At 69.1% G+C, this 24188-nt stretch carries 25 protein-coding genes and 1 pseudogene; 16 read left to right on the top strand and 10 right to left on the bottom strand.

Annotated features, from left to right (window positions below; genetic code table 11):
* Nucleotides 1-206: 206 nt before the first annotated feature.
* The 7 genes and pseudogenes from GQ57_RS44340 to GQ57_RS44245 all read left to right on the top strand — a co-directional run.
* Nucleotides 207-341 (top strand): annotated as a pseudogene (locus GQ57_RS44340) (DapH/DapD/GlmU-related protein); the annotation flags it as partial.
* A 38-nt stretch (nt 342-379) separates the two neighbouring features.
* A complete protein-coding gene (locus GQ57_RS10010; RefSeq protein ID WP_063934564.1) occupies nt 380-1693 on the top strand; it encodes a glycosyltransferase family 4 protein in 1314 nt (437 codons plus the stop codon).
* A 92-nt stretch (nt 1694-1785) separates the two neighbouring features.
* On the top strand, nt 1786-3060 hold the full coding sequence (locus GQ57_RS10005; RefSeq protein ID WP_052001204.1) for a glycosyltransferase: 1275 nt from the start codon (nt 1786-1788) through the stop codon (nt 3058-3060).
* A complete protein-coding gene (locus GQ57_RS10000) occupies nt 3060-3698 on the top strand; it encodes an acyltransferase (protein ID WP_052001202.1) in 639 nt (212 codons plus the stop codon). The genes GQ57_RS10005 and GQ57_RS10000 overlap by 1 nt, the downstream gene beginning before the upstream one ends.
* Nucleotides 3688-4878, top strand: coding sequence for a glycosyltransferase family 2 protein (locus GQ57_RS09995; protein WP_034197769.1), 1191 nt, complete (start codon nt 3688-3690; stop codon nt 4876-4878). Before GQ57_RS10000 ends, GQ57_RS09995 begins: the two co-directional genes overlap by 11 nt.
* Nucleotides 4875-5939 carry a glycosyltransferase family 2 protein gene (locus tag GQ57_RS09990; protein WP_200880657.1) on the top strand — a complete coding sequence of 355 codons (1065 nt, stop codon included), beginning with the start codon at nt 4875-4877 and terminating at the stop codon, nt 5937-5939. Before GQ57_RS09995 ends, GQ57_RS09990 begins: the two co-directional genes overlap by 4 nt.
* 10 nt (nt 5940-5949) lie before the next feature.
* On the top strand, nt 5950-6489 hold the full coding sequence (locus tag GQ57_RS44245; protein WP_031400799.1) for a serine O-acetyltransferase: 540 nt from the start codon (nt 5950-5952) through the stop codon (nt 6487-6489).
* 15 nt (nt 6490-6504) lie between these two features.
* On the opposite strand, the gene GQ57_RS09980 is transcribed toward GQ57_RS44245, so the two are convergent.
* Nucleotides 6505-7194, bottom strand: a complete 690-nt coding sequence (locus GQ57_RS09980; protein WP_031400800.1) for a response regulator transcription factor — start codon at nt 7192-7194, stop codon at nt 6505-6507.
* Nucleotides 7195-7561: 367 nt separating this feature from the next.
* On the opposite strand from GQ57_RS09980, the gene GQ57_RS09975 reads away from it, so the two are divergent.
* Nucleotides 7562-8269, top strand: a complete 708-nt coding sequence (locus GQ57_RS09975; RefSeq protein WP_031400801.1) for an SDR family NAD(P)-dependent oxidoreductase — start codon at nt 7562-7564, stop codon at nt 8267-8269.
* Between the two features lie 30 nt (nt 8270-8299).
* On the opposite strand, the gene GQ57_RS09970 is transcribed toward GQ57_RS09975, so the two are convergent.
* On the bottom strand, nt 8300-9265 hold the full coding sequence (locus GQ57_RS09970) for a LysR family transcriptional regulator (protein ID WP_031400802.1): 966 nt from the start codon (nt 9263-9265) through the stop codon (nt 8300-8302).
* A gap of 213 nt (nt 9266-9478) precedes the next feature.
* On the opposite strand from GQ57_RS09970, the gene GQ57_RS09965 reads away from it, so the two are divergent.
* The 7 genes from GQ57_RS09965 to GQ57_RS09940 all read left to right on the top strand — a co-directional run bounded on the left by GQ57_RS09965 (nt 9479) and on the right by GQ57_RS09940 (nt 13983).
* Nucleotides 9479-9943 carry a RidA family protein gene (locus tag GQ57_RS09965; protein WP_034197768.1) on the top strand — a complete coding sequence of 155 codons (465 nt, stop codon included), beginning with the start codon at nt 9479-9481 and terminating at the stop codon, nt 9941-9943.
* A 216-nt stretch (nt 9944-10159) separates the two neighbouring features.
* Complete coding sequence (locus tag GQ57_RS09960; protein ID WP_031400804.1) at nt 10160-10579, top strand: organic hydroperoxide resistance protein; 420 nt, start codon at nt 10160-10162, stop codon at nt 10577-10579.
* Between the two features lie 58 nt (nt 10580-10637).
* A complete protein-coding gene (locus tag GQ57_RS09955; RefSeq protein WP_031400805.1) occupies nt 10638-10970 on the top strand; it encodes a DUF4148 domain-containing protein in 333 nt (110 codons plus the stop codon).
* 68 nt (nt 10971-11038) lie between these two features.
* Entirely contained in the window at nt 11039-11365 is a 327-nt protein-coding gene (locus GQ57_RS09950) for a DUF4148 domain-containing protein (protein ID WP_034197819.1), read from the top strand.
* A gap of 56 nt (nt 11366-11421) precedes the next feature.
* Nucleotides 11422-11706, top strand: coding sequence for a Tn3 family transposase (locus tag GQ57_RS41510; protein WP_152601832.1), 285 nt, complete (start codon nt 11422-11424; stop codon nt 11704-11706).
* 27 nt (nt 11707-11733) lie between these two features.
* A complete protein-coding gene (locus tag GQ57_RS09945; protein ID WP_235215044.1) occupies nt 11734-13140 on the top strand; it encodes a hypothetical protein in 1407 nt (468 codons plus the stop codon).
* A gap of 126 nt (nt 13141-13266) precedes the next feature.
* Nucleotides 13267-13983: a GNAT family N-acetyltransferase gene (locus GQ57_RS09940; protein ID WP_034197766.1), complete on the top strand. Its 717-nt coding sequence runs from the start codon at nt 13267-13269 to the stop codon at nt 13981-13983.
* 48 nt (nt 13984-14031) lie between these two features.
* On the opposite strand, the gene GQ57_RS09935 is transcribed toward GQ57_RS09940, so the two are convergent.
* The 6 genes from GQ57_RS09935 to GQ57_RS09915 all read right to left on the bottom strand — a co-directional run bounded on the left by GQ57_RS09935 (nt 14032) and on the right by GQ57_RS09915 (nt 18868).
* Nucleotides 14032-14484: a MarR family winged helix-turn-helix transcriptional regulator gene (locus GQ57_RS09935; RefSeq protein WP_034197818.1), complete on the bottom strand. Its 453-nt coding sequence runs from the start codon at nt 14482-14484 to the stop codon at nt 14032-14034.
* A 126-nt stretch (nt 14485-14610) separates the two neighbouring features.
* A complete protein-coding gene (locus tag GQ57_RS44140) occupies nt 14611-14739 on the bottom strand; it encodes a hypothetical protein (protein WP_268810870.1) in 129 nt (42 codons plus the stop codon).
* Nucleotides 14736-15107 carry a GFA family protein gene (locus tag GQ57_RS09930; protein ID WP_034197765.1) on the bottom strand — a complete coding sequence of 124 codons (372 nt, stop codon included), beginning with the start codon at nt 15105-15107 and terminating at the stop codon, nt 14736-14738. Before GQ57_RS09930 ends, GQ57_RS44140 begins: the two co-directional genes overlap by 4 nt.
* A 176-nt stretch (nt 15108-15283) precedes the next feature.
* Nucleotides 15284-16384 carry an NAD(P)H-dependent flavin oxidoreductase gene (locus tag GQ57_RS09925; RefSeq protein ID WP_031400811.1) on the bottom strand — a complete coding sequence of 367 codons (1101 nt, stop codon included), beginning with the start codon at nt 16382-16384 and terminating at the stop codon, nt 15284-15286.
* A 22-nt stretch (nt 16385-16406) separates the two neighbouring features.
* A complete protein-coding gene (locus GQ57_RS09920) occupies nt 16407-17663 on the bottom strand; it encodes an MFS transporter (RefSeq protein ID WP_034197764.1) in 1257 nt (418 codons plus the stop codon).
* A gap of 278 nt (nt 17664-17941) precedes the next feature.
* On the bottom strand, nt 17942-18868 hold the full coding sequence (locus GQ57_RS09915; protein ID WP_031400813.1) for a LysR family transcriptional regulator: 927 nt from the start codon (nt 18866-18868) through the stop codon (nt 17942-17944).
* Nucleotides 18869-19279: 411 nt separating this feature from the next.
* Here GQ57_RS09915 and GQ57_RS09910 point away from each other — a divergent pair, with 411 nt between their 5' ends.
* Complete coding sequence (locus tag GQ57_RS09910) at nt 19280-21349, top strand: putative bifunctional diguanylate cyclase/phosphodiesterase (protein ID WP_031400814.1); 2070 nt, start codon at nt 19280-19282, stop codon at nt 21347-21349.
* A gap of 152 nt (nt 21350-21501) precedes the next feature.
* Here GQ57_RS09910 and GQ57_RS09905 read toward each other — a convergent pair whose 3' ends face one another.
* Nucleotides 21502-22635, bottom strand: a complete 1134-nt coding sequence (locus tag GQ57_RS09905) for an AAA family ATPase (protein ID WP_034197763.1) — start codon at nt 22633-22635, stop codon at nt 21502-21504.
* A 40-nt stretch (nt 22636-22675) separates the two neighbouring features.
* On the bottom strand, nt 22676-23545 hold the full coding sequence (locus tag GQ57_RS09900) for an RNA ligase family protein (RefSeq protein ID WP_034197762.1): 870 nt from the start codon (nt 23543-23545) through the stop codon (nt 22676-22678).
* Between the last annotated feature and the right edge of the window lie 643 nt (nt 23546-24188).

The raw sequence follows: 24188 nt of genomic DNA, 5'->3' as shown, positions 1-24188 counted from the left end.
GCCAGTACTGGGAAACCCGCGATGCCGGGCGCATCGCGCTCGGCGACAGGGTCGTCCTGTCGCGCGGCGTGCACCTCGCGGCGCGCGCGGCAATCGAAATCGGCGCCGGGACGATGGTGGGCGAATACACCAGCATCCGCGACGCCAATCACGGCCGGGGCACGCACTGCCTGCGCGACGCGTCGCACGTCGCGTCGCCGATACGGATCGGACGCGAGGTATGGATCGGGCGCGGCGTGACGATCCTGCCGGGCGTGTCGATCGGCGACGGCGCGGTCGTCGGCGCGAACGCGGTCGTGACCCGCGACGTCGCGGCCGGCACGGTCGTCGCCGGCGTGCCGGCACGCCGGCTCCATTCCACTGTCCTCGCGGAGGCATCATGAAGCAGGCTCCGATTCTTCTCGTTGCGTATCAATGCGGCCCCGGCATGGGCTCGGTGTCCCGGATCGGCTGGGAATGGCTGACCGGTCTCGCGCGGGTGCGGCCCGTCACGCTGCTCACGCACGTGCGCAACCGGCCCGCGATCGACGCGGCGGGACCGCTGCCCGACGGTGCCGAGGTTCACTACATCGACACCGAATGGCTGGCCCGGCCGCTCTACGGCATCGCGCGGCGCCTGTTCCCGCGCAGCGAGCACAGCGTGTTCCTGGTGTCGCAATGCGACTACTTCGCGTTCGACCGCGCCGCGTTGCGCACCGCGCGCCGGATCGCCCGACGCCACGACGGCCGGCTGCCGTGGGCGGTTGCCCACGTCGTCACCCCGGTGACGCTCTCCGCGCCGACCGTGCTGCATCGGCTGGGGCTGCCGCTGGTGCGCGGTCCGCTCAATTGCGGCCTGGGCGATCCGCCCGGCTTCGGCCACGTGCTGCGGCAGGAGTCCCGCTGGCTCTGGCGGGTGCGCGACCTGCTGAAGGGGCTCGACCGCATGCTCGGCTCGATCGCGCACACCGACGCGCTGCTCGTGGCCACCCGCGCGACCGCGGCGGCCGTGCCGGCGCAGCATCGCCATCGCTGCATCCCGATGCTGGAAAACGCGGTCGATCTCGCGTGCTTCACGCCCGGCGCGCCGTTGCCCCGGCCGGGGCCGGACGAACCGCTCGCGATCACGTTCGCGGGCCGGCTCGTCCCGGTCAAGGCGCTGGACCTGCTGCTGCACGCGATGCACCGGCTGAACGCCGACGGCATACGCACGCGCCTCACGGTCGCCGGCGACGGGCCGATGCGCGGGCCGTGGGAAGCGCTGGCGCGGCGGCTCGGGCTGGCCGCCCAGGTTCGGTTCGCCGGCAACCTCGGCCACGAGGACGTGGCGCGCGCGATGCACGATTGCCACGTGTTCTGCCTGCCGTCGGTGCGGGAATCGGGCGGCGCCGTCCTGTTTGAGGCGATGGCCTGCGAGCGCCCGGTGATCGGGCTGGATTTCGGCGGGCCGGCGGAGATCGTCGACGACGAAGTCGGCCGCTGCATCCCGTTCGACGGCCCGAACAGCGCGATCGACGGGCTGGCCGATGCGTTGCGGGACTGCGCGCAGCGTGCCGACGCATGGCGCTGGCGCGGCATTTTCGCGCGGCAGCGCATCGTCGACCGGCATACGTGGGACGCCCGGATCGCCGCCGCCGAGCAGGTGTACGACCGGCTGTCCCACGCGCCCGAAGCGGCCGCGCGCGGCACGCGGCCGGCGCCGCTCGCGGTCTGACGGGCGTGCCGCCACAGTTTGCACTCCCGTCACAGATGCGCGGGCGTTCTCGTCTGTAATGCAGTCATCGCCAGCCCGAACCGTGACCGATCATGCAACCCTTGCCCGTCCCTGATTGTCCGGAAGCGTCCGCCCTGCGGCTCGCCTACCTCGTGAGCCGCTATCCGGCCGTCTCGCATACGTTCATCCTGCGCGAGGTGCTCGCGCTGCGCCGGCTCGGCGCAACGGTCGCGGTGGCGTCCGTCAATGCGCCGGACCGCCCGGACGCGCGCATGACCGACAGCGAGCGCGCGGAAGCGGACGCGACCTACTACGTGAAGCGCGACGGCGTGGCCGGCGCCGGGCGCGCCCTGCTCCACTGCCTGCGCCGGCATCCCGCCGGCTGCCTGCGCGCGTTCGCCCGGAGCCTGACGCTCGGGCGCGGCGTGCGCCGCCTGTATGCGCTGGCCTATCTCGCCGAGGCGATGATGGTCGTGCGCTGGATGGACGGCGCCGGCCTGCGTCACCTGCACGTGCACTTCGCGACGGCGGGCGCCAGCGTCGGCGTGCTGGCCCGCGCGATCGCGCCCGTGGGCCTGTCGCTGACCGTGCACGGCCCGGACGAATTCGACGACGTCGAAGGCCAGCATCTGCGCACCAAGGTCCGCACCGCCGATCTGGTGGTCTGCATCAGCCAGTTCGCGCGGAGCCAGCTCATGCGGCTGTCGGACCCCGCGCAATGGCGCAAGCTGCAGGTGTGCCGGCTGGGCGTCGCGTTGCACGCCGACGCCGGCGCGCCGGCCCGCGGCACGGCGACGCGGCTGCTGTGCGTCGGCCGGCTGACGGCGGCGAAAGGCCAGCACGTGCTGCTGGAAGCCTGCGCCCGCGTGCGTGCGCAAGGCCGCGACATCCACCTGACGCTCGTGGGCCAGGGCGGCGACGAAGCCAGCCTGCGCGAGCACGCGCGGCGGCTCGGTCTCGACGGCTGCGTCCGCTTCGCGGGCGCGCTGAACGAAACCGAAGTGCGCGCGGCATTCGCCGCAGCCGATGCGTTCGTGCTGCCAAGCCTCGCCGAAGGCATTCCGGTCGTGCTGATGGAAGCGATGTCGGCCGGCGTGCCGTGCATCTCCTGCCCCGTCAACGGGATTCCCGAACTGATCGAGGACGGCACGAACGGCCTGCTTGCAGCGCCCGGCGACGTCGACGCGCTGGCCGCGTGCATCGGCGCGCTGCTCGACGACCCGGACGCCCGGCGGCGCTTTGCCGCGGCCGGCCGGCAACGCCTGGTCGACGCGTTCGACCTCGAGCGGAACGTGGCGCGGCTCGCGTCGCTGTTCGCAACCTTGCCGCAAGCGCGCGGCGCATCGGCATCGAAAGGAGAGCAATGATGAACCTGCGCACCTGGCTTGACCGCCTGCTCGGCCATCTCGCGATCGAGCACGGCATCGGCGTCGCGTGGTGGAAACGCATGGCGCGGCCCGACGGCATCGCGTGGGCGCGCTACCTGCGGCGCCACGGCGGGCTGTACGCGATGGGCGACGCATGCGTCGTCCAGACCAACGTCGTCGTGACCGATCCGCCTTACGTCCGGCTCGGCCGCAACGTGCACCTGTCCGGCTGCACGCTGTTCGGCCACGACGGCGTGGTCACGATGCTCGCGACGGCCTACGGCGTGAAGCTCGACAAGGTCGGCGGCATCGACATCGGCGACAACGTGTTCGTCGGGCATCAGGCGATCGTGATGCCCGGTGTGCGGATCGGCGCCGACACGATCGTCGCGGCCGGCTCGCTGGTCACGCGCGACGTTCCGTCCGGCGTCATCGTCGGCGGCATTCCCGCGCGCCAGATCGGTACGGTCGACGCCCTCGTCGAGCGCTTGCAGCGCGAAACGGCGGCGTTGCCGTGGCACGCCCTGTGGGGCGGCCTCCCTGCATGCGGACCGCATACGACGCCCGTGATCGACGCGATGCGCATCGCGCATTTCTTCTCCGGCGCAAGCGCAACGGGAGACGGCCATGCTCATTGACATCGCGGGATTCGGGCTGGTCGCGCTGCTGGCGCCCGGCGCGCTCTACCTGCTCGTGCTGACCGTCGCGGCGATGCTGCCCGCGCGCCGGCGTACGCCGGATGCCCGAACGCACGCACCGGCCGCGCGTCTGGCGATCGTCGTGCCGGCGCACGACGAAGCGGCCGGGCTCGGCGCGACGCTGGCGAGCCTGCGCGAGGCGGCGGCCGGCGACGCCGCCTGCACGATCGTCGTCGTCGCCGACAACTGCACCGACGACACCGCGCTCGTCGCCGCACGGGCGGGCGTCGACGTCCTCGAACGCCGCGATTCGCAGCGGCGCGGCAAAGGCTACGCGCTGCGCTTCGCGTTTGCGAACCTGCCGGCGTTCGACTGGTTTCTCGTGATCGACGCCGACAGCCGCTTCGATCGCGCTTCGCTCGATGCCGTGCGCGCGGCGATCCGGCGCGGTGCGCAGGCGCTGCAGTGCCGTTACCTCGCGGTGCGGGCCGGCGGCGCTCCGATGCGCACGCATGGCGCGCTGGCCGAGGTCGCGTGGTTCGGCTGGAACCTCGTGCGCCCGCGCGGCCGCGCCCGGCTGGGATGCTCGGCCGGCGTGCTCGGCAACGGCTTTGCGTTGAGCCGCGAGACGCTCGCGCATGTGCCGTACGACTCGACGTCGATCGTCGAGGACGTCGATTACCACGTCCGCCTGCTGAAGGCCGGCCGGCGGGTCGAATGGGTCGACGAGGCCACCGTGCGCGCGCCGGTCGCGCCGGACCGGCGCGCCGCGTCGACGCAGCGCGCGCGCTGGACGGGCGGCCGGCTGGCCTTGTTGCGCGCGCAGTGGCTGCCGTGCCTGCGGGCCGTCGCCGCCGGCCGGTGGCGCTGCATCGATGCGCTGGGCGACTTGCTGCTGCCGCCGCTGACGTGGTTCGTCGCGGTCGTTGCGGTCGCGGCCGCGTGGCCCGTGGCGGCGGTGTCGGCGAGCGGCTTCGCGATGCTCGGCATCGTCGCGCTGCATGTCGCCGTCGCGATGCGCGCCGGCCGCGCGTCGCGGCGCCACTGGCTCGCGCTGCTGCGGCTGCCGCTCCATCTCGCCTGGTCGTTGACCGGATTGCCGCATGCGCTCCGGTGCGCACGCGGAACCGCCGCGTGGGTTCGCACGCCGCGCGGCCCCCAAGCAGGAGACCCGCAATGATGACTGCCATCTCGACCCGCGGCACGGGCTGTGCCGACACCGCTTCCGGATTCGCGTGCCCGCCGAGCCGCCGCGCGCTGTCGATCCTGATCGTCACCTATAACTCGGCCGGCGAGATCGGCGCGCAGCTGGATGCGTTGCGCGCCGACGCCGACCGGGACGACTGGCAGGTGATCGTGCTGGACAACGCCTCCGCCGATGGCACGGCCGACCTGGTCGAACAGCGGCATCCGTGGGTGACGCTCGTGCGCAGCCCGCGCAATCTCGGGTTCGCCGCCGGCAACAACCTGGCGGCCCGCCACGCCGACGGCGCGCTGCTGCTGCTGCTCAATCCCGACGCGGAGCCGGCCCCCGGCGCGGTGCGGGCCGGCGTCGCGCGCATGCAGGCGCGCCCGGACGTCGGCGTGGCCGGCGCACGCCTGACCGGCGGCGACGGCGGCGATCAGCCGTCGGCCCGCATGTTCCCGTCGGTCCTGAACGACGCGCTGGCCGTCAGCGGCCTGTCGGCCCGATACCCGCGCTCGCGATTCTTCGGCCGCGCGGACCGGACCTGGTGCGATCCCGCCGCGCCGGCCTGCGTCGACTGGGTGCCCGGCGCCTTCGCGCTGATTCGTCGCGACCTGTTCTGCCGGCTCGGCGGCTTCGACGAACGGTTCTTCCTGTATTACGAGGAGGTCGATCTGTGCCGGCGCGTCAAGCAGCGCGGCTTCGAGGTGTGCTACTGGCCCGACCTCGTCGTGCGGCATGTCGGCGGCGTATCGGCCCGCAGCGTCACCCGGTCGACCGGCGAAGCGTTTTCCGGCGCCGGCGCGCAACTGACGCTCTGGCGCATGCGCAGCGCCATGCTCTACTACCGCAAGCATCACGGCCTGTCTGCCGCCTGGCTGGCCAATCGGGCGGAACTGGGCTGGCACGCATTGCGCGCGTGGCGTCATGCGCGGGGCGCGGACGGCCCCGGGCGGCGGAACAAGGTGCTGGACGCGCGCCGGCAGGCCGACCTGCTCCAGCGCGCGTGGCGCGAAACGATGGGCGGCCGCGTCTCGCCGCCGACCCCGTGGTAAGGAGGCGGCCATGTTCGACAATCTGCGCGAGGACTGGCGCACCTACGAGCGCGACATCTGGCGGCAGGGGCTCTGGGTGATGGCGGTGTACCGTTTCGGGCGCTGGCGCTACCGCGTGCGGCCGCGCCTGCTGCGACGCCCGCTGTCGCTGCTCTACAAGTTCGGCAAGATCGCGAGCCAGATCCTGACCGGCATCGACCTGCCTTGCGAAACGGTCGTCGGCAGGCGTCTGCTGATCGAGCATTTCGGGGGCATCGTGATCAGCGGCGACACGGTGATCGGCGACGACGTCGTGATCCGCCACGGCGTGACGCTCGGCCTGCGCCATCGCGGCACGCGCGGCGCACCGGTCGTCGGGAACGGCGTGGACATCGGCGCGGGCGCGAAGATCCTCGGCCCGGTGCGGATCGGCGACGGCGCGGTGATCGGGGCGAACGCCGTGGTGCTCGACGACGTGCCGCCGAATGCGCTCGCCGCGGGCGTGCCGGCCACCATCCGGCAGCGGCGCATGCGGGCGGACGCGCCCCTCATGGCCGTCGACGAGGGCTGACGATCGCGCGGTACGTCAGGCCGGATCGTCGAGATGCACGCAGCGATAGCCGAAGCCGTAGACCGGGACGACCTTCCAGCCGTGCGTGCCGTCGAGCAGCAGCTTCTTGCGCAGGCGGCTCACGTGCGTGTCGATGGTGCGCGTATCGACGTCGGCATTCACGCCCCAGATGCGATTGAGCAGGTGGTCGCGCGACAGCAGCTTCCCCGGGTTCTGGAACATGTAGGCGGCCAGGTCGAATTCCTTCTGCGTGAGGTCGACCGGATTGCCGGCAACGGAGAGCGACACCCGCTGAATGTCGATCGTATAGACGCCCAGTTGCAGCGGCGCGATGCTGCCCACGCCGTACCTGCGGGCAACCGTGCCGATGCGGGCCAGCAGCTCGGCGGATCGCGCGGGCTTGACCACGTAGTCGTCGGCGCCCGCCTTCAGCGCGGCGAGCACGGTTTGCTCGTCGTCACGCACCGTCAGGACGATCAGCGGCACTTCCCATCCCAGGTGGTTGCGCACCCACTGGATGACGTCGCCGCCGGATGCGTCCGGCAGTTCCCAGTCGACGACGAACAGGCTGAAGGGATCGCGCCTGATGCCTTCGAACAAGTCCTGCGCCGTGCCGAAGCCCAGCGCGCGATGCCCGCCTTGCTCGAGCCAGAGCATCAGCAGGTCGCGTTGATCCTGATCATCTTCCAAGACGGCAATGAGCATGACGGAGTCCCCGGAATTCACGGAGCCGACGATTCGGCGACGTGCCGCTGAAGATCGTTGCCGATTCCGTATCGTTCTTCGATGAAATTCGAACCGGCTCAATCACGCTAGCATACGAACCTCAAACAATAAAGATCCTCTTGCCGTGCGCACGCCCTTCGAGCGCTACGCAAACCAGCCCCGCGGCCGGCGTCCCGCATGTCGTCCCGCAGGCCGCCGCCCCTCCCCGCATTTGTTCCCGCGACGCAAGACTGTTGCTCCACGGCGGGTGTTCGAGATTGCGCCCGGCACGCCTACAGTGAGCCCATCGGATTCATCGATCCGGTCGGCACCGAAGCCGAAAACCATTCACCTATCGAGGCATGTCATGAGTGCATCCAAAGTCATCATCGTCACCGGCGCATCGCAAGGCATCGGCGCGGAAACGGTCAAGGCCTTCCGGGCCCGCGGCCATCGCGTCGTCGCGACGTCCCGTTCGATCGGCCCGTCGAACGATCCCGATCTCGTCACCGTCGCGGGCGATATCGGCGATCCGGCCGTCGCGCGCCGCGTGGTCGATGCGGCGATCGAACATTTCGGCCGCGTCGACACGCTCGTCAACAACGCCGGCATCTTCGTCGCGAAGCCGTTCACGCAGTACACCGCGGACGACTACGCACAGGTCACCGGCGTCAACCTGAGCGGCTTCTTTCACGTCACGCAGCATGCGATCGAGGCCATGCAGAAACACGGCGGCGGTCACGTGGTCAGCATCACGACGAGCCTGACCGATCACGCGAACAGCAACGTGCCGTCGGTGCTCGCATCGCTGACGAAGGGCGGCCTGAATGCGGCGACGAAGTCGCTCGCGATCGAGTATGCGAAGGCCGGCATTCGCGTGAACGCGGTGTCGCCCGGCGTCATCAAGTCGCCGATGCATGCGCCCGAGACGCATGCGACGCTCGCGTCGCTGCACCCGGTCGGCCGCATGGGCGAGATGAGCGACATCGTCGATGCGATTCTCTATCTGGATTCGGCGCCGTTCGTCACCGGCGAGATCCTGCATGTCGACGGCGGCCAGAGCGCCGGGCATTGAGCCTCGGCGCCGGACGGGCGCGCGCCGCACCTAGCGCGATGCGCCCGCTCGCCGGGGCCGTGCCCGGCCCGCGGGCGCGGCCGGCGGGTGCGCCAGGTGTTCGACGAGAAAGTCGACGAACACGCGCACGCGCGACGACAGGAAGCGCGCATGCGGGTACAGCAGCATGAACGGTCGCGACCGGCCCCCCAGGCCGGGCAGCACTTCCACGAGCGTGCCGGCGCGCAGATCCTGCTCGACGATGAAGCGGTAGGTCTGGAACAGGCCCGCGCCGCTTCGCGCGAGCGTCACGCCGGCGAGCACGTCGCCCGACGTGCCGTAGCTGCCGGTCGTCGCGACGTCGATGTCGTGCGTGCCGTCGGCGAACAGCCACGGAATCGGCCGCCCGCTGCTCGGCAGCTCGAACTGGATGCACTCGTGCGCATGCAGATCGTCGATGGCGGTCGGCGTGCCCGCGCGCTTCAGGTAGCCGGGCGTCGCGACGACCACGAGTTCGGCGTCCTCCAGGCTGCGCGCGACCAGGTTCGAATCGGCCGGCGCACGGCCGCGGATCGCGAGATCGTAGCCTTCCTCGGCGAAGTCGATGTTGCGGTTGCTCAGGTGGGTTTCGATGCGCACGTCCGGATACCGCTCGCGAAACGCCGGCAGCAGCGGCAGCACGCGATAGTGCCCGTAGGGCGTCGGCATGCTGATCCGCAGCAGGCCGGCGGGCGTCGCCTGCTGGCCGGTCGCCTCGCGTTCCGCGTCGACGAGTTGCGACAGCGCGTCGCGGCACTGTTCGAAATAGCGCCGGCCGGAATCGGTCAGCCGGATCTGCCGGGTCGTGCGCACGAACAGCCGCACGCCGAGGCGCTCCTCGAGCCGCGCCACCGACCGGCTGACCGCGGCCGGCGTGACGCCTGCCGCATTGGCCGCCAGCGTGAAGCTGCCGAGTTCGGCGGCGAGACAGAACAGCTCGATGCTGCCCAGCAGCAGATCGTCGAATTGTCGTTGCATGGGGCGGCTCCTGCCGGCTCGGATGTGGCGCGCGCGATGAAGCAACGAGTGTGCATGAATCTCGCGCGGGAAACCAGCGGGCGCGTCGCGCGATTCGTTACACGGTGTCGAGAATCAATTGCACGGCCGACATTTACCGGCCCTGCCCGCATGACTACAGTGACCGACAGGCAGCACCGATTATCCGATTCCCTTTCCCGCCAGGAGAACGACATGAGCATCGAACAGAAGCTGGCCGAACTCGGCCTCGCGTTACCCGAACCGCCGAACCCGCTCGGCAGCTATACGGCCGTGAGCGAGGCCGGCAACCTGCTGTTCGTGTCCGGACAACTCCCGCTCGTCGACGGCAAGGTCGCCCATACCGGCCGCGTCGGCGAACAGTTGAGCGTCGACGAAGGCCGCGAGGCCGCCCGGCTCGCGGCGCTGAACGTGCTCGCGCAGATCCGCAGGCACCTGGGCGGATTCGGACGCCTGCGCAAGATCGTGCGCGTCGAGGGGCACGTGAGCTCGGCCGACGGCTTCTACGGCCAACCGGCCGTGCTCGACGGCGCGTCCGATCTGTTCGCGGCCGTGCTCGGCGACAAGGCGGGACATGCGCGCTCGGCGTTCTCGCAGCGCCAGTTGCCCGCCGACGCGGCCGTGATCCTCGTCGTGATCGCGGAGATCGACGCGGCGTGACCGATCGGCCGCCCGGACGGGCGGCCCCCCGCTGCCGGCGGACGAGTGCCGGACGGCCTTGTCCCGCAAGGCGACGACTGTTTCAGATACATTGAAATACAAAATTCGTGTGCGATTTAATCGAATGCGATTGACTCAGGCGCTTCCGTCGACGAAACTCCATCGCATGCGATCTAATCGCATAGGATTCAAACCTGCCAACCCAAGGAGCAAATGATGAGCAAGATCGAAAAAGTGCTGTACACGGGCAAGACGCATACGACTTCCGGCGGCCGCGACGGCTCGGCGCGCAGTTCCGACGGCCGCCTGGACATCCAGCTGTCGTCGCCGGGCAGCGCCGGCAACGGCACCAACCCCGAACAGCTGTTCGCGGCCGGCTGGTCGGCCTGCTTCATCGGCGCGATGCAGCTTGCGGCGCGTGCCGCGAAGGTGACGTTGCCGGCCGATCTCGCGGTCGACGCCGAAGTCGATCTCGGCACCGGCGGCAACGCGTACTTCCTGCAGGCCCGGCTGAACGTGAGCGTGCCGGGGCTCGAGCGCGACGTCGCACAACGCATCGTCGATGCCGCGCACCAGACCTGCCCGTATTCGAAGGCGACGCGCGGCAACATCGACGTCGAAATCCGTATTGTCTGAACGGGGTGTCGGGCGGCCCAGCGCCGCCTGCCCGGTTTCTTTCCTGTCGAGGTGAATCATGAAAGCTCAACTGATCGCTGCCCTGCTCGTCGCCGTCTCGGCTTCCGCTGTCGCACCGGCGTTCGCCGGCGAGACCACCGTGACGCGTGCGCAGGTGCGCGCCGAACTGGCCCGGCTTCAACAGGCCGGATACCCGCTGAATCGCGCCACGGATGCGACCTATCCGGACGATCTGCGGGCCGCGCTGGCCCAGGCCCAGGCCCAGGCCGGCGGCCCGCTCGTGGCCGGCGTGCCGGATTCCGGCTACGGCGGCACCGGCAACGGCGCGTCGCAATCCGGCCGCCGGCACATGGTCAGCGTGGCCGAGCGCTCGGTGTACTTCGGTCACTGAACGCCGCGTGCCGGTAGGTGTGCACCGATTCCTTTTTTATTCCCGTTTCCATTCTGTCGAGGCAAATGATGAAAACCCGATTGATCGCCGCCCTTCTCGTGGCCGTTTCCGCTTCCGCTGCCGCCCCGGCGTTTGCCGATGCGGCCGTCGTGTCCCGCGCGCAAGTGCGCGCCGAACTCGTGCAGCTCGAACAGGCCGGCTACCGGCCGGGCCGTGCAAACGATCCGCACTACCCGGACGACCTGCAGGCCGCATTGACGCGCATTCATGCGAACGACGCGGTGGCCGCCGATGCGTCGGCGTCCGGTTACGGCCGCGAGGCCGCGCCTGCCACGCAGTCGGGCGGCCGGCCGGCGACGCGCGTGGCTGAACGCTCGATCTACTTCGGTCATTGAGGATGACGCAACGGAGCCAGTTGCGTACATTCGTCAAATAAAGCGCATGCGATGAAATCGTATGCGCTTTTCTATTCAGGATCGCCCGAGGTGTACCGCACGCAATCGCGCCGTGGAACACGGTCGATTTCGAGCGGGCAATTCAGCCGATGCGCGCACGGGGCACGGCGCCAGATATTGCACTGTTACCATACCTGTCACCGCTCGGCCGGGAGCACATCAACCTGGCCGGAAACTACATATGGAAGCACGGCCAGAAGCTTCATTCCGGCAAGTTTCGATCGCTACGCCCGCTGCCCGAAGCGCGACAGGGACAGTGCGCAATTGCCCCGCTTTTCTGAAGTCGAGGCCTTACGATGACCGTTGACATGAATCAGCAACTGCTCGCTTTGGAAACCCGATATGCGAATAATCCGGAAGATGTCGCTGTCGTACGCGACATCTGCGAGACACTGCTTGCGCTCAAACGCGAAAACGAACTGCTCTTTTGGGCCGATCGTGCGCTTGCGCTCGATCCATGCAACTCCGGGTTTATCGCGATACGCGCATTTACGCTGAATTTGCTGGGACGGCACGTCGAGGCTGCCGAAGCATGGGAGTCCGACCCGCTGTGTGCGAGCGAACCGGCACTTCACCCGTTGCGTTGCGGCTACAGCCTGATGATGGCCGGCGATCTCGTGCGGGCGGTCCCGCTGCTGGAACAGGCCCGCCGAGAGGCCGCCCCCGACAATTCCGCGCTCGCCGCGCACGCCGAACACCTGATGGGCGAGGCGATGCTCAAGGCAGGAGAGCCGCGCGGTTTCAGTCACTGGTTGATGCGCAATGGAGATCCCGGCTCGGCGGGTAGCTATTGCCCAACCGGCATTCCCGTGTGGAGCGGGGAAACGGACCTGAGCGGCAAGCGCGTGCTGATCACGCATCAGTTGGGCTTCGGCGACAACTTCCTCCTCGCCGCATGCGTGACCGACTGGCTCGAAGCGGGCGCGAGCGTGATGATGACGTGTGACCCGCAGATTCTTGCCCTCATGCAGGCGACCCTGCCGGATTGCGAGGTCGTCAGCGCACCGCGTCCATTAGGGTTGTGCGATGCTTTACCCGACGACATTCAGGCGCATGTGGAAGCGTTCGCGCCGCATCTGTACGCCACGCTGCTACACCTGCCGTTGTTGAAAGCCGGGCAGATGGCGCGATCCGAATACCGTTTCCAGCCCTACATCCACGCGCCGGCCTTGAAACAGCGAGACGCCGAGGCATGGGCACTGCAAGTCCGCACGCAGCATCCAGGGAAAATGCTGGTGGGTCTGTTCTGGGACTGCTATCAACGGCATCAACCTGAACTGAACAGCAGCCAACGGTATTGGGCCGCGCGCCGCAGCCTGCCACTCGATGCGGTGAACTGGCTCGTGACGAATCCTGACGTGGCCAATCGCGTGCATTTCGTCAACCTGCATCACCCCATTGTGGAAGCAGCGGCCGGCACGCCAGTAGGCAACATGAGTCGCTATCTGCCCGGCATTTGGCATTTTGACGATACGGCGGCCTGTATTGCACAGCTCGACGCAGTGATTGCCGTGGATTCGTCAGTGGCCAACCTCGCAGCGATGATCGGTATCCCGACTTGCGTACCCGTCAATACTTCCGGCGATTGGCGTTGGGGCAGCACGGGAACCACCAGCCCGTGGATAAGCGACGTGACCGTGCTCAGGCAAACCCGAGAAGGTGATTGGAACTCCGTCGTCCCGAACATCGCGGCGTGGTTGCTGCAGCGCCCCTGACCGCACGGCATGGCTCGCTCACCCGAGTTTCTGTCGGGCCTCGACGGCGTGACATGCCTTGTTTTCCGTATCCTGAAGTCGCCTTTATGATGTGCGACACTCCATTTTTCAATCGAGGAGCAATCGATGTCGGACGCCACGACCGCAAACGCCGCAGACGGTGCGCACGTGCTCGACCGCGTGGTCTGGCACGCCCTCTCGGGCAGGCAGCGCCGTTTTGCGCTCGGCGACGACCGCGCGTTGCGGTTTCCGACAGACGTCGCGCCGTTTGCCGCCATCGAGGACACGAGCCCGGCATCGTTTGCCGCGCTACGTGAGCTGATCGCCGCGCACGGCCCGGCGGCGCTGGTCACGCCGGACGCAATCGAGCCGCCGGCGGGCTGGTCGGTCGTCCGGCGCGCGGCATTGTTTCAAATGATCTGGCAAGGGACGCCCGAGCCGGCTGATGCGTCGGCGCACGTCACGCTCGGCGAAACCGATGTGCCCGACATGCTCGCGCTGACCGCCGCCGCGCAGCCGGGCCCGTTCGGCCCGCGCACGTTCGAACTGGGCCGTTATATCGGCGTGCGTCACGAAGGCCGGCTGGCCGCGATGGCCGGCGAGCGGATGCAGGTCGACGGATATACGGAAATCAGCGCCGTGTGCGTGGATGCCGCGTTCCGGCGCCAGGGGCTCGCGGCGCGGCTGATCCGGTCGTTGATCGCGACGCTCGCCGAACGCGCGGAAACGCCCTTCCTGCACGTCCTCACGTCGAATCAGGTGGCGATCGACCGGTATCTCGCGCTCGGTTTCACGGTCCGCCGCGAGATGCAGCTGCTGGTGCTGGACGACGGGCACGCATGACGGCGCGGCCGGCGCGATGCCCGGGCCGGCCGCCGTCCGTCCGGGTGTTTACGTTTCGGTCGATTCGATCAGGTTGCCGCGCAGCGTGACGATCGCCTTCTGCATCTTCGCGAATTCGTCCGGCTTCAACCCGGTGGCTTCGACCAGGTTCATGTCGAGCCCCTTCTCGCGCACGCGGCGGCCGCTCCTGGTCAGGCTGACGAGCACCTGACGCTCGTCCGACGGATCGCGGTGCCGTTCCAGGTAGCCCATTGCCTCGAGCTTCTTCAGGATCGGCGTCAGCGTATTGGACTCGAGGAACAGCTTTTCGCCGAGCTGGCCGACCGTCTGGTTGTCCTGCTCCCACAGCGCGATGATCGTGATGTACTGCGTGTACGTGAGGCCGAGCTCGTCGAGGATCGGCTTGTAGGCCTTCCCGAACGCGAGGTTCGTCGAGTAGATCGCGAAGCACAGGAACTCGGACAGCTTCGGCGCGGCGGATGGGGTTTCGGTCGGTTTCATGAACGTCCTCCGGCGACGCAGATCGGTCGCCCATCTGCGCATTATAGATCGCATGCGATCTTATCGGAAGCATGGTAATCGACGGTGGTGAACCACCCGGGATGGCGCGAGGCAGCCCGCGTGCCGTCAGTCCCTTGTGCGACGCTTGCCGGTCTGCGCGCGGCTCACCGACAGCAGCGAGCACTGCACCGGATGCGCGATTTCGGTCGCGAGGCCGCCCGCGGCAAAGAGCAGGATCATCAGCCAGCGTTTCATGCGCCCTCCACGATCGAAAGGCTTGCGCCGTCGGCGACCGTCGCGTCGAGCGCCTGCGGATCGAGGCCGCCGACGCAGCCGAGGTTGACGCGCCGGCATGCCCCATTCTTGCGTATCCGGTGGAACGGATGGCTGCCGCAACGGCCGCTGAAGGGGTGACGCACGGTACGCGTGCTGAAGCGGTAGCACGTGAGTGCGCCCTCTCCTTCGGCGATTGTCAGGCCGGCGGCGGTGAACGTCGGGTTCATCGGCGCGTCGCGCCGGCGGTACGGGCCGCCATTGCAGCGCACCGCCGGTGCGCCGGCCGTTCGGACTTCGAATCTGACGGCCCCGCCGTGACAGGACTTTTTGAACCAGGTGGTGGACATGACGGGCTCGCTCCGGAAGCAGCTACCTCTGCTTTATAGCGAACTCGCGCAGGGCTGTTGTATCGCCCCGTATCCGCCGCCCGTGCAGATACGGTACGAGACAAGATCGGCGACGGGCGGCGCACGTCCGTCTCGCCGCCGGCGAGCCCCTTCGCGCGTTCCTGCCGCCCGCGCAATCAGTCCGGCCCGTACTGCATCTGCCCGATAGCCGCGCGCGTTTCACGTTCGAGCGTGGCGAACAGCTCGGCGGCCGGCAGCGCGCGAACGAGCGGCGCCGCCTGCCCGGCCCATTGCGCGCCGTAGCCGAATTCGCCGTGCGCCTTCGCGGCCGCATGCAGCGCCTTGCCCGCGTCGTACGCGATCGGATAGGCGGGCGTGGCCGGCGCATGCGGGTCGTCGCCGAGTGCGGTCAGCCGGTTGGCGATGCCGCGCGCGACCCTGCCCGAGATCGCGGCGGTGAACGTCGTGCGGCCTGCCGCGTCGCCAAGGAGCGCGCGGCGATAGCCGTCGTCGATCGATGCTTCCGTGCACGCGACGAACGCGGTGCCGAGCTGGGCGGCCTGCGCGCCGAGCGCGAGCGCGGCGGCGATCCCCGCGCCGTCCATGATGCCGCCGGCGGCGATCACGGGCAGCGCGCATTCGCGCACGATCAGGCGCGTCAACGCGAACGTGCCGAGACGATCGTCGTGCGCGGTCGAGTCGAACACGCCGCGATGGCCGCCGGCCTCGATGCCCTGCGCGACGATCGCGTCGACGCCGGCGGCCGCGATCTGCCGCGCCTCGTCGAGATTCGTCGCGGTCGCGAACAGCGTGACGCCCGCCTGCTTCAGCGCGGCGATCACGTTCGCGGACGGCAGTCCGAAATGGAAGCTGACGACGGCCGGCTGTTCTTCGACGAGCATCGCCTGCATCGCGTCGTCCGCGACGAAACTCGTATAGATCTCCGACAGCGCCGCGGGCGGCGTCGCGCCGTATGCACGGAACGCGGGCGCGAGCCAGTCGAGCCACGCGCGTTCGACGGCCGGGTCGGCGCGCGCCGGCCGGTGGCAGAACACGTTGATGTTGAACGGCCGGCCGGTGAGCGCGCGCGTGTCGCGGATCAACTTGCGCGCGCCGTCGGCGTTCGTCGCGCCGACGCCGAGCGAGCCGAGCCCGCCGGCATTCGACACGGCGGCGGCCAGCGCCGGCGTGCTGACGCCGGCCATCGGCGCCTGGACGATCGGGGCGCGCAGGCCGAGGGTGCGCAGCAGCGTCCGGTTGTCGGTCGAGGGTTTCATGGTGCGGATCTCCTGAAAGAGTCTAGCGGCGGTGCACCCAGTGCGCGAGCCCCGCGCAGGCCGCCAGCAGCGCGCCCGTCACGAAGAACACCGAATGCAGCCCGAGCGCGACGCCGATCTGCCCGCCGATCACCGGGCCGATCACCTGCCCGCTGAACTGCGCGGACTGCAGGTAGCCCAGCATCTGCCCGGTCGCGCGCTCGTCGACCGATTGCCGCACGAGCTTGCCGATCGACGGCAGCAACCCCGCCAGCGTCATGCCCATCAACACGCGCAGCGCGGCAAGCTGCCACCAGTGCGTGACGAACGCCTGCGGCACCATCGCGAGCGCGGTCAGCAACAGGCAACCGACGATCACGTTCCAGCTGCCGATCCGGTCGGCCAGCGCGCCGAGCCGCGCGGCGGTCAGCATGCTGCCGAGCGCCGAACACGCCATCACGACACCGGCGACGCGCGCCAGATGGTCGCCGCCGACCCCGAGGCCGCCGATATAGACGGTGATGATCGGCTCGATCGACATGTTCGCGAGCAGCACCATCATCGCCGTCACCAGCAGCGCGGCGACCGCGGCGCGATCCGTGCGGTGCGGCGTCCCGGCCGCGGCGCCCGGGGTGCGCGTCTTCGCGTCGGTGTCCGGGTGGAAGTCTTCCTTCACGACGAAGATCGTCAGCAGCGCGGCGACGGCGATCATCGCGCCGCCGGCGAAGAACGTGCCGCGTATGCCGACCCAGCCCGGCAGCAATCCGCCGACGAGCGGCCCGACCAGATTGCCGGCGAGCGCGCCGGTCGACAGGATGCCGAGCGCCCAGCCCGCGCGTTCGCGCGGCGCCTGCGTGCCGACCATCACGGTCGACGCCGACGCGTACCCGCCGACGAGCCCCGCGATCAACCGCAGCGCGACGAGTTCGACCACGTTGTGCGCGAGGCCGATCAACGACATCACGATCGCCATCCCGATCGCCGCGCGCACGAGCATCGGCTTGCGTCCGAAGCGGTCCGCGAGGCGGCCCCACAGCGGCGCGGTGACGGCCGTGCCGAGAAAGGTCGCGCCGAACGCGATGCCCGACCACTGGATCACGGCCGACTGCGCGTCGACGCCGAGTTGGCGCACGTACAGCGGCAGGAACGGCAGCAGCATGCTCAGGCTGACGAGGGTCGTGAACGAACCGAACACGCACACGGCGAGGTTGCGCCGCCAGTAGCGGGTGTTGCGTTCGGCGTAGCTGGCGACGGGCCGCGCGGCCAGTGCCGCGGGCGTGGCGGGCGAGATCGTGCTCATCATGCGCCCTCCGCCGCGGCCATCGACGCGGAAACCGCGCGCGCGACAACGATCGCGGGCTGCGGCATGGATACGAGACGGGCGAAGCCGGGGCCGGATATCGCGCGATACGTTACGTCGAACGCGTGTGCGCGGGGCTGGCCGGGAAGCGCTTGTTGCATGTCGACCTCCATTCGTTGAACGGACGCGACGCGCATCCGAGGGTTGAAGGAAGTCTAGATTGAATCGATTCCCGGGAGAATTGCCATCGTACGAAAGCCATTCTTCCGCAAGTCGATTCAATCGGCGTCGGTGATGGCCGCCAGCCGCGCGAAGTGCTCGCGCAGGCGCGGCGCCGCGAAATCGACGAAGGCGCGCACCTTCGGAACAGAAAGGCGACCGTAGGGCGTGACAAGATGGATCGGCAGCGGCGCATGCTCGCTGTCGCGCAGCACGATTCGCAGCGTGCCGTCCCGCACCGGCTCCGCGACGTGATATGAAAAGAGCCGCGTGACGCCGTGTCCGGCGACGGCCGACGCGACCGCGCCACGGATCGTGTTGACGATGAAGCGCGGCGCGAACTGGACGACCTGCGGCAACGCGGCTGGCCCGGACGGCGGGAAGCTCCACGAATCGAGCCCGAAGTGCGTCATCGAGATGATCTGGTGCTGCGCGAGATCGGCCGGCGCGACGATCGCCGGATGCTTCGCCAGGTAGTCGGGCGACGCCACGACGACCCGCCGCACCGCGCCGACCGGAATCGCGACCAGCGTCGAATCGGTCAGGTGTGCGATCCGCAGCGCGACGTCCATTCCTTCGTCGATCAGGCTGACGGGGCGGTCGAGCAACTGCAGGCGGATCGATACGGCCGGATGGCGTTCGATGAATGCGTCGAGCAGCGCGCGCAGCACGTCCTCGCCCGCGGCGACCGGCGCGGTGACCGTCAGCATGCCGCGCGGCGCCGAGCGTTCGTCGGCGACCAGCATGTCGGCTTCCTCGAGATCGGACAGGATGCGGCGGCACGCGGCCGCGTAGCGTTCGCCGGCCTCGCTCAGCCGGATCGTCCGGGTGGTCCGGTACAGCAGCGCGGTGCCGGTGTGCTCCTCGAGAAACGCGATCGCGCGACTGACTGCCGCCGGCGACCGGCCAAGCCGCCGGCTCGCGCCGGCAAGGCTGCCCTCGTCCAGCGTGGCGACGAACACCTTCATCGCATCGATTCGATCCATGGCGTGTGTACGGGGCGGGTAGTTATATACGGAGCGGCAGGCTGGCGAGCGTGCAGTCTACCGTACGCGAACGGGCTGCCGGGCCGAGGCAGGCCGGGCTCGCCGCGGCGGCACCCGCTCCCCGCCGGCATCGCGCACGGCGGCGCCTGTCGCGGCAGCGCGACAGCCGGGCCGCGGATTGCCCGTCCGCAAACGTTGCGCGCGGCATCGACGCCGGCGTCATGCGCCGCGGCCGGATTTTTCGCGTACCCTCCGGTTTCGCCAGTAAGATCACGGCCGCGCCCGGTTAAAGTCGTCCGGGCGGGCCGCCGATATAGCGGCATCCCGATCCTTCTCGCAGGCTGACGCCGCACCGCTCACCCGGTTGCCGCCGGGCGGAACCGCCGCCTCAAAAATGAACGAAATCCATTGATGCTCACCAGCAGCCACAATCCCCTACTGGTTCTGTTATCGGTCCTGGTCGCGGTCCTCGCGTCGTATACCGCGCTGGACATCGCCGGCCGGGTCGCGACCGCACGCGGGCGCGCGGCGCACTGGTGGCTCGCCGGCGGCGCATTCGCGATGGGCACCGGGATCTGGTCGACGCACTTCATCGGCATGCTGGCCTTCACGCTCCCGATCCCGCTCGGCTACGACCCGGTCATTACGGTGCTGTCGCTGCTGATCGCCATCGCGTCGTCCGCGTTCGCGCTATGGCTGATCGCCCAGGACACGCTGCCCTGGCCGCGCCTCTTCGGCGGCGCGTTGCTGATGGGGGCCGGCGTCGCGGGCATGCACTACACGGGCATGGCCGCAATGGACATGTCGCCCGGCATTCGATACATCCCGGCCATCTTCGGCCTGTCGATCCTGATCGCGATCGTCGCGGCGGGGGCCGCGCTGTGGATGGCGTTCATGCTGCGTCGCCACACGTCGACGGCCTGGATCGTCCGCATGGGCGCGGCGGTCGTGATGGCGATCGCGATCGTCGGCCTGCACTACACCGCGATGGCGGCCGCGCAATTTCCGGTGGGCAGCGTGTGCGGGGCGGCCCGCACCGGCGTCGACAACGGCTGGCTGGCACTCCTGATCATCATCGTGACGCTGGCGGTGCTGGCCATCGCGCTGCTGGTGTCGGTGCTGGACCTGCGCCTCGAGGCGCGGACCTCCGTGCTGGCCAATTCGCTCGCCGACGCCAACCGGGACCTGACCTACCTGGCGCTGCACGACAACCTCACCCGGCTTCCCAATCGCCTGCTGCTGGCGGACCGCATCGATCAGGCGATCCAGACGGCCAGCCGCGCGGAGGCAAGCTTCGCGCTGATGTTCATGGATCTCGACGGCTTCAAGGCCGTCAACGACGCATACGGCCACCACATCGGCGACCAGTTGCTGGTGCAGGTGTCGCGTCGTATCGAGGAGACCGTCCGCGCGCAGGACACGGTCGCGCGGGTCGGCGGCGACGAGTTCGTCCTGGTTGCGAACGTCGGCGATCCGGCCGATGCCGCGGCGATCGCGGAGAAGCTCATCGGGGCGATCCAGCAGCCGTTCGACGTGGCCAATCACACGTTGCGCGTGTCGACCAGCATCGGCATTGCGCTCTACCCGTTCAACGGCACGCGGCAACAGGATCTCCTGACCAATGCCGACGCCGCGATGTATCACGCGAAGGCAAGCGGCCGCAACGCCTACTGCTTCTTCGAGGCGTCGATGAACGCGAACGTGCACGAGCAGTTGCAACTCGTCCAGGACTTGCGTTTCGCGATCGAGCGCGGCGAACTGATGCTCCATTACCAGCCCAAGTTCGAGGCGCCGGATGGCCCGATCGTCGGCGTCGAGGCGCTCGTGCGCTGGATGCATCCGGCTCGCGGGATGATCTCGCCGGCGCAGTTCATCCCGCTGGCGGAAAAGACCGGCTTGATCGTGCCGATCGGCTCGTGGGTGCTCAACGAGGCGTGCCGCCAGATGCGCGTGTGGCGCGATGCCGGGCACGTGGGCTGGAATGTCGCGGTCAACCTGTCCGCGCTGCAGTTCAACCACGAGCGTCTCGTGCAAAGCGTGCGCGAGGCGCTCGAGCGCCATGCGCTGGAGCCGGGCTGCCTGACGCTGGAGATCACGGAATCGACCGCGATGCGCAACGCCGACACGAGCCTGCGCATCCTGGAGCAGATTCACGCCATGGGCGTGCGGATTTCGATCGACGACTTCGGCACGGGTTATTCGAGCCTGCTGTATCTCAAGCGGCTGCCGGCCAGCGAACTGAAGATCGATCGCGGCTTCGTCAGCGAACTCGCGCAGGATACGGAAGACGCCGCGATCGTTTCCGCGATCATCGCGCTCGGCCAGACGCTCAATCTGAAGATCGTCGCCGAGGGTGTCGAGACCGTCGCCCAGCAGCAGTTCCTGACGCAGCTCGGTTGCGATTCGCTGCAGGGCTACCTGCTCGGCCGCCCGATGCCGGCGGAGCACTTCACCGCGGCGGCGGCGCGACCGGCGGCCTAGGCGAGCGGAACCCGTTCCGGTTCCGGGCGATTCCCGGCCGCACCGGCGCGGGGCCGTGCTTCGACGGCCCGGTTTGCAATGGCCCGTTGCCGGCCGACATGCGGCGAGCCGGTACGCCGCGGCTCACCGGCGCGGGCGGGCGCGATGCCGGATCAGACTTCGTACCGCACCGCATGCGCCTCGGTCGGCAACGGCAGATCCCAGCGCAGCAGCATCGCCTCGAGTGCGCGGTTCGTCAGCGACGTGTCGCGCCGCGCGTTGCGCCGCAACAGTTCCGCGCGCGGCTGTTCGAGGTAGACGAGCGTCACGTCGGCGCCGTACGCATACAGCAGGTCGAGCGTCTTCTTGCGCATCAGCGGCGACAGGTTCGTCGCATTCCACACGAACGGCCGCCGGTCGCGCAGCAGCGCCTTCGCGGCGTCGACCGCCCGGTGCGCGACCGCGCCCTCGTTCTGCCCGTGGCGCAGCCCGAGCGCATCGCGCGCATCGTCGAACGACACGACCGGCAGATCCGGGTGATGCCGCGCGACCCACGTGTTCTTGCCCGATGCCGGCAGCCCCGACATCACGATCACCTGCGAGCCCGGCGTGCGGAACAGCGGATAGTCGGGATGCACGTCCGCGCCGCGGAAGTAGCTGAGCGCGGTGTGCGCGTCGGCAAACGCGCGCGGGCGGCCGTAACAGCCCTCCTCGCGCGCCAGTTCGCGGAACAGCTCGATGTCGTCGAGCACGCGCTGCGCGTCGTCGCAGATGCGGCCGCGCATGTCCGCTTCGGCGAGCAGGCACAGCAGCGGAATGTCGACCTGCCACGACAGTTCGCGGGCGATGAACTCGGGCGTGCCGCGGCGCGACCCGCCGATCGCGAAGAACGGCACCTGATGCACGGCGATCATCCGGCAGACCGCCTCGCGCACCGCGAACGGCACGCCGGCGTCCCACAGCGCGATGCGCGCATCGATCGCGCCCTGGCGCGAGTGGCCGGGATGACCGATCGCGCCGGTCACGGGATCGACGCGCGTCGTGCCGGCCTTGGCGATGTCGTGCAGCAGCGCGGCGAGAAACACGATTTCCCGGTCGGCACGCGGCGCGGCCTGGTAAGCCGGCAGCGCCAGCAGCGCTTCGATCACCATCGTCGTATGCGTCCACACGTCGCCTTCGCGATGATGCGCGGGCTCCTGCGGTGTCGTTTTCGCGTGTTCGAGCGCGGGAAATGCCGCGAGGCACGCGCGATAGTCCGGCTGCCCGCCGGGTGCAGGCACCAGCGCCTGCAGATGTTCGTATCTCATGATCTGGACTCCTGCCGAAATGGATTTAACCGTTTCGCGTTCATTGCGTCGGGCGCGCCGCGGCGAGCGTCGCCCATGTGAGCGTCGGGCGCGGCGCATACAGGTCGACGCCCGGTGCGAGCAGGTTCGGGATGAACGGCTGCTCCGAGTGGTGGCGCTCGGCGTCGAGGATGGCCTGCACGAAATCGCGGCGTACCCATTTCAGGCGCGCGGTTGTCGTGTCGCCGGTCTCGACCTTCACGTAGAGCCCTTCGGCACGCTCCGATTTGTCGCACTGCTGCCAGGCGCGCGCGAGGTCGAATCCCTGCCGGCGCACGGTGGCCTCGAATGCGCGGCGCCAGTCCGGCGTTCTCGCGAGCGACGGGCCAAGCAGCGCCTTCAGGTCGGCCAGCCGCGCCGGCGCGATGCCTTCATGCAGCACGGGCACCGACAGCACCGGCCCGTCGGCGAGCAGCGCCCGCCGCGCGGGTGTCGACAGGAAACGGCCGGTCGCGCGGTCGAACACGTCGAATTCGAAGAAGTGATGCGGCAGCGCGTCGTAGAACACCGCGTGCTTCTTGGTCATCGTCTCGCCGTACATCACGTAGCGATCGCCGAGGCGGTCGAGCAGCCAGCCGGCATGGGCGGCCGCCCAGGTCTTCACGAAGCCGAACTGCCGCTCGCGGCCGCCGCCGGCCAGATAGTGGCCGCGCGACTGCAGCAGCAGCTCGCCCGCCGGGCTGAAGCTGATGCCCGTGTTCGCGCCGTCGAGCTTTTCCTCGACGACGACATGCGCGCCCGCCAGGGTGCGATAGGGAACGTGGCCGTGACCTGCGTCGCCGTCCTGCAGGCGCGAGCCTTCGAGGTGCGGCGTGCGCGGATAGCGGGCGAGGTCGAGCGATTGCGTGTAGGCGCGGAAATCCAGCGTCATGGTCTTTCTCCGGAAACAGGGAAAAAGCCGACGACGTGAACGAACGGTCAGGGGTGCGTTGCGGTGTCAGTGCGTGTCCGGGCGCGGCCCCGCGCTCGACGCTCCGGCGCCGCGAGGCAACGGGAACGGGAACGGGCAGGACGGCACGCGGCCGGGACGGCAGTCGTCGGCGTATCAGGCGAAGGGACGAATCGTTGCGGGCACTTGGATCACCGGTTCGATGAGGGTTCAGGGATGAAGCAGGCGGATGCTACGAAACGGCCTGTGCGCTGTCAAGCGCGGCCGGACCTCGCCATGGCGGCAGTCCGTGCGGGCCGAACGCCTGTCGCGGTGCGCCACGCACGCCGTCGATACGGAAATGATATGGACTCCTGTTTGTATGTTTTTTGCCACATCGCACGACGATTCGATCGGCAATGCCGCGCTGCCGGCTTGCGGCGCCCGTTGCGGGCATGCTAGAGTCGCCGCCATTCCGATCAACCCCTCACTCGCAAGGAGAAAAAAACATGACGTCACGCCAGCACTCCTCCCGTCGCGGGTCGTAGTTCGGGTCTTTCGCGTTCGTTTCAGCGTTCACGCCAAGCAGCACCACGCATCGCCGTCACGGCGATGAGCCGGGTCGTTCCGATCCGGTCGTGCCGCC

The sequence above is a fragment of the Burkholderia sp. MSh2 genome (assembly GCF_000731655.1).
Lineage (GTDB): Bacteria > Pseudomonadota > Gammaproteobacteria > Burkholderiales > Burkholderiaceae > Burkholderia > Burkholderia paludis.
Note: the sequence above shows the minus strand (reverse complement) of the source record. Positions and strands in the feature narration are given on the sequence as shown.